Source organism: Tamaricihabitans halophyticus, assembly GCF_004340875.1.
Classification (GTDB): Bacteria; Actinomycetota; Actinomycetes; order Mycobacteriales; family Pseudonocardiaceae; genus Tamaricihabitans; species Tamaricihabitans halophyticus.
Window position 1 is genome coordinate 990,210 of sequence record NZ_SLXQ01000001.1, and the last position, 14,146, is coordinate 1,004,355.

At 65.4% G+C, this 14,146-nt stretch carries 11 protein-coding genes; 2 read left to right on the forward strand and 9 right to left on the reverse strand.

All coding sequences use genetic code 11. From position 1 onward, the window contains the following. Nucleotides 1-48 precede the first annotated feature (48 nt). Nucleotides 49-732, reverse strand: a complete 684-nt coding sequence (locus EV191_RS04790) for a hypothetical protein (RefSeq protein WP_132875542.1) — start codon at nt 730-732, stop codon at nt 49-51. A 197-nt stretch (nt 733-929) separates the two neighbouring features. On the opposite strand from EV191_RS04790, the gene EV191_RS04795 reads away from it, so the two are divergent. Next, nucleotides 930-3,434 (forward strand): DEAD/DEAH box helicase, encoded by a 2,505-nt coding sequence (locus EV191_RS04795; protein ID WP_132875543.1) that lies wholly within the window; start codon nt 930-932, stop codon nt 3,432-3,434. Here EV191_RS04795 and EV191_RS04800 read toward each other — a convergent pair. The 8 genes from EV191_RS04800 to EV191_RS04835 all read right to left on the reverse strand — a co-directional run bounded on the left by EV191_RS04800 (nt 3,420) and on the right by EV191_RS04835 (nt 13,143). After that, nucleotides 3,420-5,357: a TRAP transporter permease gene (locus EV191_RS04800; protein WP_207894387.1), complete on the reverse strand. Its 1,938-nt coding sequence runs from the start codon at nt 5,355-5,357 to the stop codon at nt 3,420-3,422. The two genes, EV191_RS04795 and EV191_RS04800, sit on opposite strands and share 15 nt — an antisense overlap. A gap of 42 nt (nt 5,358-5,399) precedes the next feature. After that, complete coding sequence (locus tag EV191_RS04805; protein ID WP_132875545.1) at nt 5,400-6,521, reverse strand: TAXI family TRAP transporter solute-binding subunit; 1,122 nt, start codon at nt 6,519-6,521, stop codon at nt 5,400-5,402. 172 nt (nt 6,522-6,693) lie between these two features. Beyond that, complete coding sequence (locus EV191_RS04810) at nt 6,694-8,280, reverse strand: hypothetical protein (protein WP_243658746.1); 1,587 nt, start codon at nt 8,278-8,280, stop codon at nt 6,694-6,696. Nucleotides 8,281-8,307: 27 nt separating this feature from the next. Then, the gene (locus tag EV191_RS04815) at nt 8,308-9,426 is read right to left on the reverse strand and encodes a decaprenyl-phosphate phosphoribosyltransferase (RefSeq protein ID WP_279388405.1); all 1,119 of its coding nucleotides are present in this window, start codon (nt 9,424-9,426) and stop codon (nt 8,308-8,310) included. Beyond that, nucleotides 9,419-9,997, reverse strand: coding sequence for a phosphatase PAP2 family protein (locus EV191_RS04820; protein WP_132875547.1), 579 nt, complete (start codon nt 9,995-9,997; stop codon nt 9,419-9,421). The genes EV191_RS04815 and EV191_RS04820 overlap by 8 nt, the downstream gene beginning before the upstream one ends. Continuing rightward, nucleotides 9,990-11,186, reverse strand: a complete 1,197-nt coding sequence (gene glf / locus EV191_RS04825) for a UDP-galactopyranose mutase (protein WP_207894436.1) — start codon at nt 11,184-11,186, stop codon at nt 9,990-9,992. The genes EV191_RS04820 and glf overlap by 8 nt, the downstream gene beginning before the upstream one ends. Nucleotides 11,187-11,329: 143 nt before the next feature. Then, nucleotides 11,330-11,983 (reverse strand): endonuclease, encoded by a 654-nt coding sequence (locus EV191_RS04830; protein ID WP_132875549.1) that lies wholly within the window; start codon nt 11,981-11,983, stop codon nt 11,330-11,332. Nucleotides 11,984-12,261: 278 nt separating this feature from the next. After that, nucleotides 12,262-13,143: an LLM class flavin-dependent oxidoreductase gene (locus EV191_RS04835; RefSeq protein WP_132875550.1), complete on the reverse strand. Its 882-nt coding sequence runs from the start codon at nt 13,141-13,143 to the stop codon at nt 12,262-12,264. Between the two features lie 189 nt (nt 13,144-13,332). Between EV191_RS04835 and EV191_RS04840 the strand changes: the two genes are divergently transcribed. Then, entirely contained in the window at nt 13,333-14,145 is an 813-nt protein-coding gene (locus EV191_RS04840; RefSeq protein WP_132875551.1) for an HAD family hydrolase, read from the forward strand. Nucleotide 14,146 lies beyond the last annotated feature (1 nt).

Consider the following 14,146-nt stretch of genomic DNA (forward strand, 5'->3'; position numbering starts at 1 on the left):
CGCGCACGTCACCGCAAGATTCCTCCAGAACACGGTCACTGGGTGTGCTCAGCGGTGAAACCTGGCTGTCGCGGCCGGGCTGAACAGCACACCGACCGTGCCGATGACCAGCAGGATGTTCAGCAGGGCAAGCACCGTGCTCGCCGTGCTGGTGGGCAGCGCACCGAACACCACGGGGACGAGCAGTAACACCCAGGCCGCGCCTGCCCCGGCGAGCAGGATCCGTGCCCAGTTGCGTCCGCGATACGCGAGTAACAACAGCACCAGCCAACCGATGGCCAGCGCCCCGGCTACGGACAGCGCGACGGTCATCACCGTGCGCACGATCTCCGCTAGTTCGGCCCTACTGACGAACTCGCCGTTACTCACCAGCTCGGCCTGCACCTGTACGAGCTGAGCATTGTCGATCGACAACCAGGCCACAACGAACACCAGCAGCCCGACGATCGGCGAAAGCACCCCTAGAACCACCGCGAGCCGCGTCGGCAGCGGCGCCCGCATGGCACCATCGGCCGGCTCCGCCGGGTCCTCGGCCGGCTCCGCCGGAGACTCCGCAGGCTCCTCCTCCGGGGACTCCGTCGCATCGGCCGGATCTTCCTGATCCAGCGTGACGTCCGGGGATTCGTCGCCCGTCGACGGGGCGAGCGCATCCGACATTTCCGTGTCGGAGTTCGCCGTATCGTCGGCTACCGCTGTGTCCTCGGCTTCGGACTTCGCTGCATCATCGGACATCACTGCTTCTGGGCCGGCGGCCCTAGACCTCCTCGCGTCTGCTGCTTCCGACGGTCATGCTGCCAGTCAGCACCGACGAACGCAGAACTACCCGACCGTCGGCGAACCAACACCAGGTCATCCTGCTCAGCAGCCGGATTGGTGCCGGATAGTGTAGGAAGCGAACACCCGTCGTACACCCTGAGCGAGGCGAGAACATGCTGGCCGATGCGCTGCCGGAAAGCGCCGACCCGGATGCCCTGTTCACCGCCTTCGCGGAACGCGCCGCCGAGAACGGCCTCGAACTGTATCCAGCGCAGGAAGAAGCGCTGATCGAGATCGTCTCCGGCGCGAACGTGATCCTGTCCACACCAACCGGGTCGGGGAAGAGCCTGGTCGCGGCCGGCGCGCATTTCACCGCGCTGGCGCACGGTATGCGTTCTTACTACACCGCGCCGATCAAGGCGCTCGTCTCGGAGAAGTTCTTCGCGCTGATCGACGAGTTCGGCGCTGACCGGGTCGGCATGCTCACCGGTGATTCCAGTGTGAACCCGGATGCGCCGATCATCTGCTGCACCGCGGAGATCCTGGCGAATATCGCCCTGCGACACGGTGCAGCGGCCGAGGTCGGGCAGGTGGTGATGGACGAGTTCCACTTCTATGCCGAACCGGACCGGGGCTGGGCGTGGCAGGTGCCGTTGCTCGAACTGCCGAACACCCAGTTCGTACTGATGTCCGCGACACTCGGCGATATGTCCTTCTTCGAAAAGGACCTCACCGCGCGCACCGGCAGGGCCACCGCGGTGGTCACCTCGGCACAGCGCCCGGTGCCGCTCACCTACCGCTACGCGCTGACGCCGCTGCACGAGACGATCGAGGAACTGCTCGGCGCCCGACAGGAACCGGTCTATGTCGTGCATTTCGCGCAGGCGGCGGCGGTCGAGCGGGCGCAGGCGCTGATGAGCATCAACGTGTGCACCCGCGCGGAGAAGGCCGCGATCGCCGAGCTGATCGGAGACTTCCGGTTCGCCGCGGGTTTCGGCAAGGCACTGTCCAGGATGGTCCGGCACGGCATCGGTGTGCATCACGCCGGGATGTTGCCGAAGTACCGCAGGCTCGTCGAACAGCTCGCCCAAGCCGGGCTACTGAAGATCATCTGCGGTACGGACACCCTCGGCGTGGGCATCAACGTTCCGATTAGGACTGTCGTGTTCACCGGACTCACCAAGTACGACGGCACCAGGGTCCGTCATGTGCGCGCACGGGAGTTCCACCAGGTAGCCGGCCGCGCGGGCCGCGCCGGGTTCGATACCGATGGCTACGTCGTAGTGCAGGCGCCAGATCACGTCATCGAGAACGCGAAGGCACTGGCCAAGGCTGGCGACGATCCGAAGAAGAAACGCAAGATCGTCCGCAAGAAGGCCCCGGAAGGCTTCGTGAACTGGACGGAGTCCACCTTCGAACGGCTGATCGGCGCTGAGCCGGAACCGCTCACGTCCAGTTTCACGGTCAGCAACGCGATGCTGCTGAACGTCATCGCCCGCCCTGGCAACGCCTTCACCGCGATGCGGCGACTACTCGAGGAGAACCACGAACCACGCGACCGGCAGCGTAAACACATCCTGCGCGCGATCGCGATGTACCGGGCGCTGCGTGCCGCCGGCGTGGTTGAGCAGTTGCCCGAACCGGACCCGGACGGCCGGATCATCCGGCTCACCGTGGACCTCCAGTTCGATTTCGCGCTGAACCAGCCGCTCGCGCCATTCGCGCTCGCCGCGATCGAGCTGCTGGACACGGCCGAACCGAACTACCCGCTGGACGTTGTGTCCATTGTGGAATCCGTAGTGGAGAACCCTCGGCAGATACTGGCCGCACAGCAGGACAAGGCGCGTGGCGAGGCGATCGCGGCCATGAAGGCCGAGGGCATGGACTACGAAGAGCGGATGACGCTGATCGAGGATGTGACCTACCCGAAGCCACTCGACGAGCTGCTTGACGCGGCGTACGAAACCTACCGGCAGGGGCACCCGTGGGTGTCCGACTACCAGCCGGCGCCGAAGTCCGTGGTCCGCGATATGTACGAACGCGCGATGAACTTCGTCGAGTTCGTCGGCTACTACGGCGTCGCTCGCTCCGAAGGCTTGGTACTGCGGTATCTCGCCGACGTGTACGACACCTTGCGGCACACCGTCCCAGTGGACGCCAAAACCACGGAGCTGCAGGACCTCATCGAATGGCTCGGTGAACTCGTCCGCCAGGTCGACTCCAGCCTGCTCGACGAATGGGAGGCGCTGCGGCACCCGGGCGAGGCGCAGCCGAGCACCCGGCCGGTGGAGCGCGGACCGGAACCGGTCACCCGCAACGAGCGAGCCTTCCGAGTGCTGGTGCGCAACGAACTGTTTCGCCGGGTGGAACTCGCGGCACGGCGGAACTACACCGTGCTCGGCGAGCTCTCCGGCGGCTGGACCTCGGCCGACTGGGAATCGGCGATCGAGCCGTACTTCGACCTGCACGACGAGATCGGTACCGGCCCGGACGCGCGCGGGCCGGCGTTGTTGATGATCGACAAGGACGAGCAGGTCTGGCGGGTGCGGCAGATCTTCGCCGACCCGCAAGGAGATCACGACTGGGGCATCAGCGCCGAGGTGGACCTCCCCGCCTCGGACGAGGCAGGTGAAGCCGTACTGCGGATCACCGACGTGGGCGAGCTACGGTCGTTCTGAGCTAACCGGCTCCGGGTCCACGTCCTGGGCAACCGGTTCGGGCAGCGGCGGGGCGAGGCGGGTAACCGCCGCCACCACGATCCCCGCGGCGAGACCAAGCAAGCTACTGGTTGTCTCCGGCGCGAGCATGGCGAATCCGGCGAGACCGCCAAGCAGTCGAGCAACCCAGTGCATCCGGCGGCCAACACCAACCAGCCAGCCCTCGAAGGAGCAGGCCATCAGCCATACGCCGAGGATGGCCATCCCGAAGGCGAACACGACCTCGCCGAACCCGCCCTGCCCGACAAGCACCGGATTGAGCGCGAAACAGAACGGGATGACGTACTTGACCATGCCGAACCGCATGGCCGTCAGGCTGGTCTGCATCGGTTTGGTGCCCGCGATACTCGCCGCGGCGAACGAGGCCAGCGCCACGGGCGGGGTGATGTAGGAGACCGTGGCCCAGTAGATCACGAAAAGGTGCGCGGCGATCGGGTTCACCCCGAGCTCAACCAGTGCTGGTGCCAGCACGATCGCCAGGAACACGTAGACCGCGGACACGGTCATCCCCATGCCAAGAACGAACGAGGTCACCGCCCCGGCGATCAACATCAGCACCAGGCTGCCGCCGACCACCGCGACCAGTTCCCTGGCGAGGGAAAGCGAAACACCGGACATGGAAAGGCCGCCGACGATCAGGCCAACCCCGGCGATGATCCCGATGATCTCGGCGATCGTCTTGCCGGCGCCGAACACCAGATCCAGGAACCCGCGCAGGGTCAGCCGGTCGGCACGCTTCAGCACCGACACCAGCAGCAGGGCGGCAACGATGATGAACGGCGCCTGGGATTCGTTGCGGTACACGACAAGTAGTGCGATCAGACCGAACAGCGCGAGCAGGTACGGCCAGCCGCCGCCAAGCACCGGGAGGAACCGGGGCAACTCGGCACGTGGCATACCGCGCAGTTTGGTGCTGCCCGCATGCGCATCGACCTGCAGGAAGATCCCCAGGAAATAGAGGAACGCCGGGATTGCCGCCGCCAGCGCGATCTCCGCGTACGGCACACCGACGAAGGAGACCATCAGAAAGGCGGCCGCACCCATGATCGGCGGGGTGATCGTGCCACCGGAAGACGCCGTTGCCTCGATCCCGGCCGCGTACTTGCCAGGGAAACCAGCGCGCTTCATTGCCGGGATGGTCATCGGCCCCGTGGTGAGCACATTGGACACCGCGCTGCCGCTGAGCATCCCGAGCGTGCCGGAACTGAGCACGCTCACCTTGGCTGGCCCGCCGCGCGAGCCGCCGAGCAGGGACTGGGCGAGCTGGTAGAAGAAGGTCGCGCCGCCGGTGTAGCGCAGCGCCGCGCCAAAGAGTAGGAACCCGATCAGGATGCTGCCAGCGGTCTGCAGCGGAAGGCCCAGGATGCTCACCGTGCCCATGGCGTGCATCTGCGCCGCGCTGTCCAGCTCGAACGCGATCCCCTGCAGGAAGCCGATCGGGATGACCTCCGCGAACAGTGGGTAGATCGAGGACACCCCGGCGATCACGGTCACCGCCACACCAGCGCACCGGCGCAGCGCTTCGAGCACCAGCGCCCACAGCGCGAAACTGAACACCACGGCAAGCGGTGGCGAAGCGTAGTCCCAGCCGAAGTTGATGATCTTCTCGGTGTTATATCCGAAGTAGACATTCACCACGATGGAAGCGAGGAACAGCAGTACGTCGTACCAGGGCACACCGCCGGTCGCGGACTTGCGCGCCGGGTAGATCAGGAAAACCAGCGAGAGGAAGAAGGCGAGGACGAAGTACAGGAACTGGTGCCGCAGCATGGAAATCCCGAACGGTTGCCAGAAGAAAACCTGGCACACCGTGAGCGCCACCCCCAGCACGGTAAACGCGATGACCACTGTTCGCCAGAAGGTGTTACACCGCTCGTTGCGCACCATCGCTCCTCTCACCGGCTTAGACATCCGTGCTGGAACCCGCTAGTTCGCTGGCAGGTTGCGCTCCTTCCACTTCGGCCACTCGCGGGCGATATCCGCCGGTTCGGTTTGCGCGATGAACCGTTGCCAACCCGCACGCAGCTGCTCACCCCGCTCGGTGAGTTCCCGGTTGCGCTCTTCGGCTTCGGCCGTCCATTCGCCACGCTCGCGCAGGAACCGGACAAGCGCGGGATGGAACGGCACGGTCTTCGGCGCCTTCTGGATCCGTTCGAACGACCAGTCCTCGGTCGTCGCGGTCGCATCCCGGTAGCTGCGGTAGTTTCGGTGGATCGCATTGATCGTTTCGGCGACCATCCGCTGATCGGCGTCCGCATAAGTCACCACCGGCACGGTGTAGACCATCCCCCAGTCGGTCTCGCCGTCTTGCTGGCCGGGCGCCCCGGAGAACTCGTCGATCTCCACCGAAGGCGCGATCCGCTGCACCTCGTCGATCCGCTCGGGCGACCGGTCGTCCATGCTCAACCAGCGCACCGCGAAGGCGCTTTCCAGCTCGTACAGCGAGGATCCGTAGACCTGCTGGAAGAGCACGTCGAGCTGACCAGCTTGCAGCGCGGCGGCCTGATCGCCGTAGCCGATGTCTACCGGATTCACATCCGCCCAGGTGAGCCCGCCGTAGGCAAGGTAAGCGGTGAGCTTGCCGTTCACCGAAGGGTTCGCGGTGATCCGCGGAAAATTCTTGCCGCGCAGGTCCGCGAAGCTGTCGATACCGGAGTCGTCCCGGACGAGCAGGCCGTGCGGCGCTACCGGTGTCCAGACCACCTGAACATCCTGCGGACCCCAGTCCTCGCTGGCGAACTCGTGTTCGGCCTCGAAGGCGAACATGTACTCGTCGCCGGTGCGGGCCATATGTGCCTTGTCCTCGCGTAGCGGGATCATCCGGCCGATGGCGGTGTCGGAGGTGACGATGCGGATGTTCGCCCCGTCATTGGACGTTACGGCGTTGGCCACGCTCGCGAGATCCGCGTAGGTGGAAGTGCCGGTGCCGTAGGTCGTCCACACGACGATGTTCGGCAATCCTGCTACGGCGCTTTGGCTGGTGCCGCAAGCGGTCAGCGCGACGGTCGCGGCTAGGGCGATACTGGCCAGGGCAGTCCGGTGTCTCATCGTGCTCCCTCGGCAGCCATTGCTGAGTGAAACGAGCTCGCGGTCCAGTCGTGTCCTGGATCACTCTGCCGGGTGAACTACCATTAATCCAATACATAACCGTGCGCTCATTATGTGCCGCACGGATATCAATCGCGTACCTGCGTACTCGCTGTAACCGCGTTCTTTAAGCTTAGCGGGGTTGCGCGGGTTCGAGCCGGAAGTGCCCGACGCCCTTGTTCGCGGAGTTCACTTCCCAGGTATCCGGGCCAGATCCCGGTCCCTCTTCGTACACCAGCTCGTAGTCGACCGGGCGTGGCTGCACCGAACGGTCCAGCCACAGGTAGTTGAACCGCCAGACGGCCTTACCGATCGCGTTCGACTCGTCGATCCGCTCGTCCACCCGGTCAATCGCCTGCCCACGGTCGGAGAACACGTCGACGATCGAGCATTCACAGAAGTACGCGAGTGTGCCGATCTCACCAGGGCTGGCCACCGTCGCCCCGGCCAACCGCTGGCCAAGTTCCTCGCCGACGCGCGCGTAATCCTGCGCGCTCGCCCAGTTTCCGAAGATCACCGGCGACTCCCACGGCACGCCGTGGCGCATATCGTTGGCCAGGTTTCCCAGCCCGAGCAGTGCGACCAGACCGAGCGCGCCGAGCGGCGCGGCAATCCGCAGCCGCTCCTGCTCCCGCGCCCGTGCGAGCCACCAGCCGGCCAACACCGCGAGAGCGCTGGAGAGCGCGACCATCGGCGGCACGTAGTACCAGTGGTACGGACCAACGCCCATCACCGTGTAGACGCCGTAGTAGGCCAGCCCGCCGAGGCCCAGCGCGAGCACCGGCCCCAGCGCGGGCGGCCGATTCGTCCAGCGCACCCCAAAGCGCACCAGCAGCCAGGCAAGCAGCGCCAGCACGCCGAACACCATCGGCAGGAAGGCGAACCCGACATCCCGCATCTTCCCGATGAAGTACATGATCGGGCCGGTCAGGTAGGTCCAGATACCGAACAGCCCGCCCTGCGACTGCTTGATCACCAGCGTGTCCGGCACCGCGGAACCGAGGTAGAACCAACTGAACAGGTACCAGGGCGCGCTGACCAGAACCGCGCTGAGCGCCGCGATATGCAGCTTGCGCCGGATCGCCTGGGTACACAGCGCCAGCAGCACCACGAAGATCACCAGGTCCAGCCTGATCAACAGCGCCAGCCCGGCGACAACCCCGAAGGCGACCGGGCGCGACTCCAGTACGAAGGCCACCATCAGCACCAGCACCGCCGGCACCAGCAGCACTTCCAGTCCGACCGCGGAAAGCACGAACGGGTTGGCCAGCACGAGCAGCAGCCCGACCGCGGCGGTGGCGATACCGACCCAGCCGGTCAACCGGAGCGCGCGCACCAACCGCGCCCAACCCCAGGCCTGCGCCATGGTCACCAGCACGGTAAGCACGCCGAGCCCGAAGACCGGGCTGACCTCACCGAACCAGGTCGTCACCCAGGCAAGCGCGCCAAGCAACAGGACGTTCAGCGGGGACGTCGCGGAGTTGCTGATCTGCTGTGGGATCAGCCCCCAATGTCCATCGGTCGCGAGATTCTTGGCGTACGCCAAGGTGATGTAGGCGTCGTCCGTCAGGCTGTCCTTGACGAGCAGGAAGACCAGCGCGGCGAATACCCCCGCCACCGCGACGAGGCCGAGGGTGCTCGACTGAGCCGACCAGCCGGACCGCGCCGCTGGCGGGTCCTCGGATGTGGTCTGCTCCGGTTCCATGGTCTGCGAGCTCATCGCGTTCGTTTGGCCTGTTCTGCCTAGCTACAGATAGATGGACATCGCCAGGGTGATCAGCCAGGTAAGCCCCAACACTTGAAGCACCCGGTCGCGCAGCGCGATCTCCTCGGGTTCACCGGCGTTCCCGCCGTCCACATCGACCGCGTAGCGCAGTACCGCGACGACGAACGGCACGATCGAGACCATTGCCCAGGTTGCCCCGCCTGCCTGGTTCTCCACCAGCGCGGTGCTGGTGTCGAAGGCCCACAGCGAGTAGGACATGATCAGCGCGGCTGCCGCGGTCGCCCAGACGAACCGCAGATAGCTCGAGGTGTACTTGCGCAGTGAGGAGCGGATGTTCGCGCCGGTCCGCTCGTAGAGCACCAGCTCCGCGTAGCGCTTACCCGCGACCATGAACAGCGAGCCGAAGGTCATCACCAGGTAGAACCACTGGGAAAGGAAGATGCCCGCGGCGACACCCCCGGCAAGCGCGCGCATCAGGAAGCCCGAGGCGACGATGCACAGATCGATCACCGGCTGGTGCTTCAGGCCGAAGCAGTAGCCGAGCTGCACCAGGGCGTAGGCCACCACGACAAGCAGCAGCGGCCAACCGGCGAGCAGCGCGACCGCGCCGGAAGCCAGGAAGAAGAACACCGAAGCCGCGTAGGCCAACGGCACCGGCACGATACCGGCGGCGATCGGCCGCCGGTGTTTCGTCGGATGCGCCCGGTCCGCTTCCACGTCCACCGCGTCGTTCACCAGGTAGACCGCGGAAGCGACCAGCGAGAAAGCGATGAACGCGATCAGCGTGTCCACCAGCACGGGAACATCGCTGAGCCGGCCGGCGGCCACCGGCGCGGCCAGCACGAGGACGTTTTTCACCCACTGCTTCGGGCGCGCTGCCTTGATCAGCCCGGTGACCACATTGCCGCCGGCTGGGGGCGTGGCTGGCTGGGCTGGCACCGCCGGAGTAGCCGGCTGCGCCGGACCGGCCGACTCGGCGTCCTGCTCGCCCTCCGGCTCCGCCGCGACGACCGCGCCTTCGGTCGCTGCCGTGTTCGCCGAGTCACCAGCAGCATCGGCGGCGGTCGCTTCATCCGCCGCTGCCGCGCCGACTGGGCCGTCCTCGGTCTCGTCGATCGTCTGCTCGCTGCGCTCAGTCACTCGCCTTGCCCTTTCGCCGGCTAAGTCGGCCACGCACCACACCACCGATCGTGGCGCCGAGCGCGGAACCGACCAGCACATCGCTTGGGTAGTGCACACCGAGCACCATGCGCGAGAGCAGCATCGGCGGCACCAGCAGGGGCGTCAGATTGCGCCCGGTAAGGCCGCTGTACAGCACGGCGGCCGCGGTTGTGGAGGTGGCATGCGCCGAGGGGAAGCTCAGCTTGCTCGGCGTGCCAACCAACACCCGTACCTCAGGATCGTTCGGCCGCTTGCGCTTGACCACGCGCTTGACCACGACCGAAGCGGCGTGCGCGGCGAACACCCCGCCAGCCGCGATGATCCAGTCCTTGCGCCGCTTGCGGTCGACCAGCGCGCCAAGCGCGCCGAGCGCCAGCCAGCCGCCGCTGTGCTCGCCAAAGACGGACATCCCCTGCGCGATCCGCACCACCGCCGGTTTGGCTATGACGTCCTGCACCCGGCAGAGCAGCACGGTTTCCGGGCTGCGCCGCACTTGCGAGGCGTCTTCGGCCGTGCCGTCCTGCGCGCCGTTGGGGGCGTGTTCAAGCATCCAGTGACCCATCCAGTGGTGCGCCCTCGGTCAGATGCGGCGCCACTTTGTTGTCGAACACGCTCAGCGCGGAGCCAATCGCCATATGCATGTCCAAGTACTTGTACGTGCCGAGGCGGCCGCCGAAGATCACGTTGCGCTCCTTGGCCTCGATCTTGGCCAACTCGCGGTAGCGCTCCAGCTTCGCGCGGTTCTCCTCGGTGTTGATCGGGTAGTACGGCTCGTCGTCGTCTTCCGCGAACCGGGAGTATTCCCGAACGATTACCGTCTTGTCCTTCGGGTGCCGGTCCTCGCGCTCCGGATGGAAGTGCCGGAACTCGTGAATCCGGGTGTAAGGGACATCCTCGTCGTTGTAGTTGACCACCGAAGTGCCCTGGAAATCGCCGGTGTCCCGGAGGACTTCCTGTTCGAAGTCCAGTGTGCGCCAGCCCAACCGGCCCGCGGAGTAGTCAAAGTAGCGGTCCAGCGGCCCGGTGTAGACCACCGGAGTGCCAGCCGGAATCTGATCCTGTAGGTCGAAGTAATCAACGTTGAGCCGCACGTCGATGTTCTCGTGCTCGGCCATCCGCTCCAGCCAGGCGGTGTACCCGTCGACGGGCAGGCCTTCGAAGTCATCGTTGAAATACCGATTGTTGAAATTGTAACGAACCGGCAGTCGGGTAATGATCGCCGGCGAGAGCTCCCGCGGATCGGTCTGCCACTGTTTGGCGTTGTAGCCGCGGATGAATGCTTCGTAGAGCGGGCGGCCAATCAGGGATACGGCCTTTTCCTCGAGGTTCTGCGCATCCTTGGTGTCGATCTCCGCGGACTGCTCGGCGATCAGCGCGCGCGCTTCGTCCGGCGTGAACGATCGACCGAAGAACTGGTTGATCAGTGCCAGGTTCATCGGAAATGCGTAAACCTGTCCCTGATACCGCGCGAACACCCGATGTTGGTAATTCGTGAAGTCGGTGAACTGGTTGACGTACTCCCAAACCCGTTTGTTCGAGGTGTGGAACAGGTGCGCCCCGTAGCGATGTACCTCGATCCCGGTTTCCGGCTCCACCTCGGAATACGCGTTACCGCCGATATGCGAGCGGCGTTCCAGCACAAGGACCCGCTTGTTCAGCTGGGATGCGGTTCGTTCGGCCACCGTGAGACCGAAGAAGCCAGAGCCTACGACCACGAGGTCGTAGCCTGCGAAATTGATTGCGGAAGTATCAGGCGAGCTCACGGACGCCCAGAGTACCCGCGGGGCTACTCGGCCTCGCACCGACCGGGGGCTATTTACCTGCCATTAAGGATATTCGGCGCGATCTGCCCCATGCCCACCGCATCGCGTGGATTTCCGGCTCAGCCGTTCGACTGACGCAACGTGCCGGCGAGCTTCTTGTCCAGCGCGACCCGAACCAGCGCGGCGGCAAACCGGGCAAGATCCTCGCCGGGCACCAGAGGCGCCAGCGTCGCGGCGTCGGTGGGCAGGCCGAGCAAGCGCGCCCCGTCCAGCGCCTTGACGTCCAGGTATGGGCGCAACTCCGGCCAGATCGACTGGACCTCACGGCAGAAGATGTCCGCGCCGACCGGACCGATCCGCGGAAAGGCGCGCAGCAACTCGCGAACTCGTGCCGGCTCGCCGGCCGCGCGTGCGCGTAACCGCCGTGGATCCCCGCCGTAGTCATCGAGCAACAGTTGCGCGCCGCGCCCCAACGCCGTCGCGGTGCTCTCGTCGTAGCGCACATAATGCGCCCTGCCCAGCGCGGCTACTCGCTCCTGCCAGCTTGCCGCCCGCATTTTCCTGGCCGTACCCAACCCTGATCGCACCAGCTCATGCGTCGCGGCAACCGCGATGGACGCCTTGATCCGGGTCGAAAGCAACAGGCTTAGCACCATGGTCTGGTACAGCGGTGCCGGCTTGTCGGTCAGCTCGATACCCGCCTCGGCCGCGTAGCTTCGCCCCGCGGTCGCCAGTAGGTCCCGCACCAGGGTGGACTGGTCGGCATTGGCCATACCCCGGTTGTACCCGCACATGAACGGTGTCAACACAGAAAAGGCCCTCGCATCTGCCGACTGCCCCGGTCGACCGATGCGAGGGCAACCCCCTCATACCCCCAATTACCCCTAACCCCCGGTACCCCTGTGGACATCCCAGTGTGGATATCCCAGTGCGCGGATCCCCGATATCCCCGCCGCCGCGCACATAGGTGTTGACGCGAAGGGACCACTACCGGTTCCACCGAAAACTGATGTCACCCAGATGGAGCAACCGATTGCTCGGTGACCTGCGCTCAGCGACCCTGCACACCCGGCAGTGCATCCCTGGCCACGCGTTCCAGCACCTGCTCGGAGCCCGCGTACGGTCCGCTTTCCCGTGGCCAGTGCACCACCACGTCGGTAAAGCCCAGCTCCTCGGCCCGCCCGACCGCTTCCTGCCAGGCATCCACGCTGGACAGCGCGTACCTCGGGCTGGCATCCAAGCTCAGGTACCTGTCCACCGTGGAGCGCTGCCGCTCCGATTCGTCCAGCGCCTCGTCGAACCGCGCGGACAGCTCGGCAACACCCGTCCACCACTGCTCAACGGTTTCACTCTGCTGACCGGTGGTGACCCAGCCCGCGCCGTAATGCGCGGCGAGCCGCACGCTGCGACTACCGTTCGCGGCCACCACGAAGGGGATCCGCGGGCGCTGTACGCAGTCCGGCAGGTTCCACGCCTCATGCGCGGTGTAGTAGTCGCCGGACCAGCTCACCTTGCTGACCCGAAGCAACTGATCGAGCAGATCCAGAAACTCGGCCAACCGGTCCACCCGCTGCCCTGGCGTCAACCGCGGCATGCCGAGCACATCGGCGTCATAACCACCACCGCCGGCACCGACTCCGAGCACGAACCGACCGTCCGAAAAATCATCGAGCGCGATCAGTTCCTTAGCAAATGGCACTGGGTGCCGAAAATTCGGCGACGCCACAAAAGTGCCCAGTCTGATTCGCTCGGTGACCAGAGCAGCAGCGGTCAACGTTGGTACGGCCCCGAACCATGGACCATCCACCAAACTGCGCCAACCGAGGTGATCATACGTCCAGGCATGATCAAATCCGTATTCTTCCGCAGCACGCCATTTCGGTTCCGCCGCCCACCAACGGTGCTCCGGCAAGATCACAATGCCCACACGCATTCGCCAGACCGTAGTAGTTCACCCCGTTCGGACGGGAGGTGATAACGCACACTATTCCGGGCGAATTAACCAGCCATGCACCGTATACCCGTTGTCATACCGACAATTTCGGAACACACAGTGACACTCCCCTTGCGGTAGGTCAGCGAAGCTGGCTGATCACGTGGACAGGCCAGGCATCATGGAGTTGTGCGCAAACCTGAACTAATCGCCTCGGATATCGACGGAACGCTGCTGGACCCGCTGGAGCGGATTACCGAACGCACGACACGAGTGCTTGACAAGGTGCGCACCGAAGGTACGCCGTTCGTACTGGTGAGCGGCCGGCCACCACGCTGGATTCCGCGCGTCGCCGACCCCGCGGACCTCAATGGCTACGCGGTGTGCGCGAACGGCGCGGTGCTCTACGACATCGCCGATGACCGGGTGCTCAGCGTGCACGGCCTGGAACCGGTACTGCTGCGGGACGTGGTGGACGCGCTCGACGGCGAACTCGGCGACGTCAGCTTCGCCGTGGAACGGGTTGGCGAACGCGCACATGACCACGAACTGGCCGAGTTCGTCACCGAGACCGGTTACCGGAACCCATGGGGCGATGAGGCGAGCCAGACCCAGACCCGCGCCGAGATGCTCGGGCGCACCGCGGTGAAGCTGCTTGCCAGCAACGGCAGGATGACCAGCGACGAGATGGCCGTGATCGCGAACGAACTACTCGGCGATTCGGTGGATATCACCTTTTCCACCGGCCATGGCCTGATCGAGATCTCCGCACACGGGGTCACCAAGGCAACCGGACTGTCCGAAGTGGCGTCCAGGATGGATGTCGCCGCACGGGATTGCATCGCCTTCGGGGATATGCCAAACGATGTGCCGATGCTGTCCTGGGCGGGGCATGGCGTGGCCATGGCGAACGCACACCCGGCCGTGCTGGATGTCGCGGACGAGGTCACCGGAGCCAATGCCGAAGACGGTGTAGCGATGGTGCTGGAACGCTGGTTCTGAT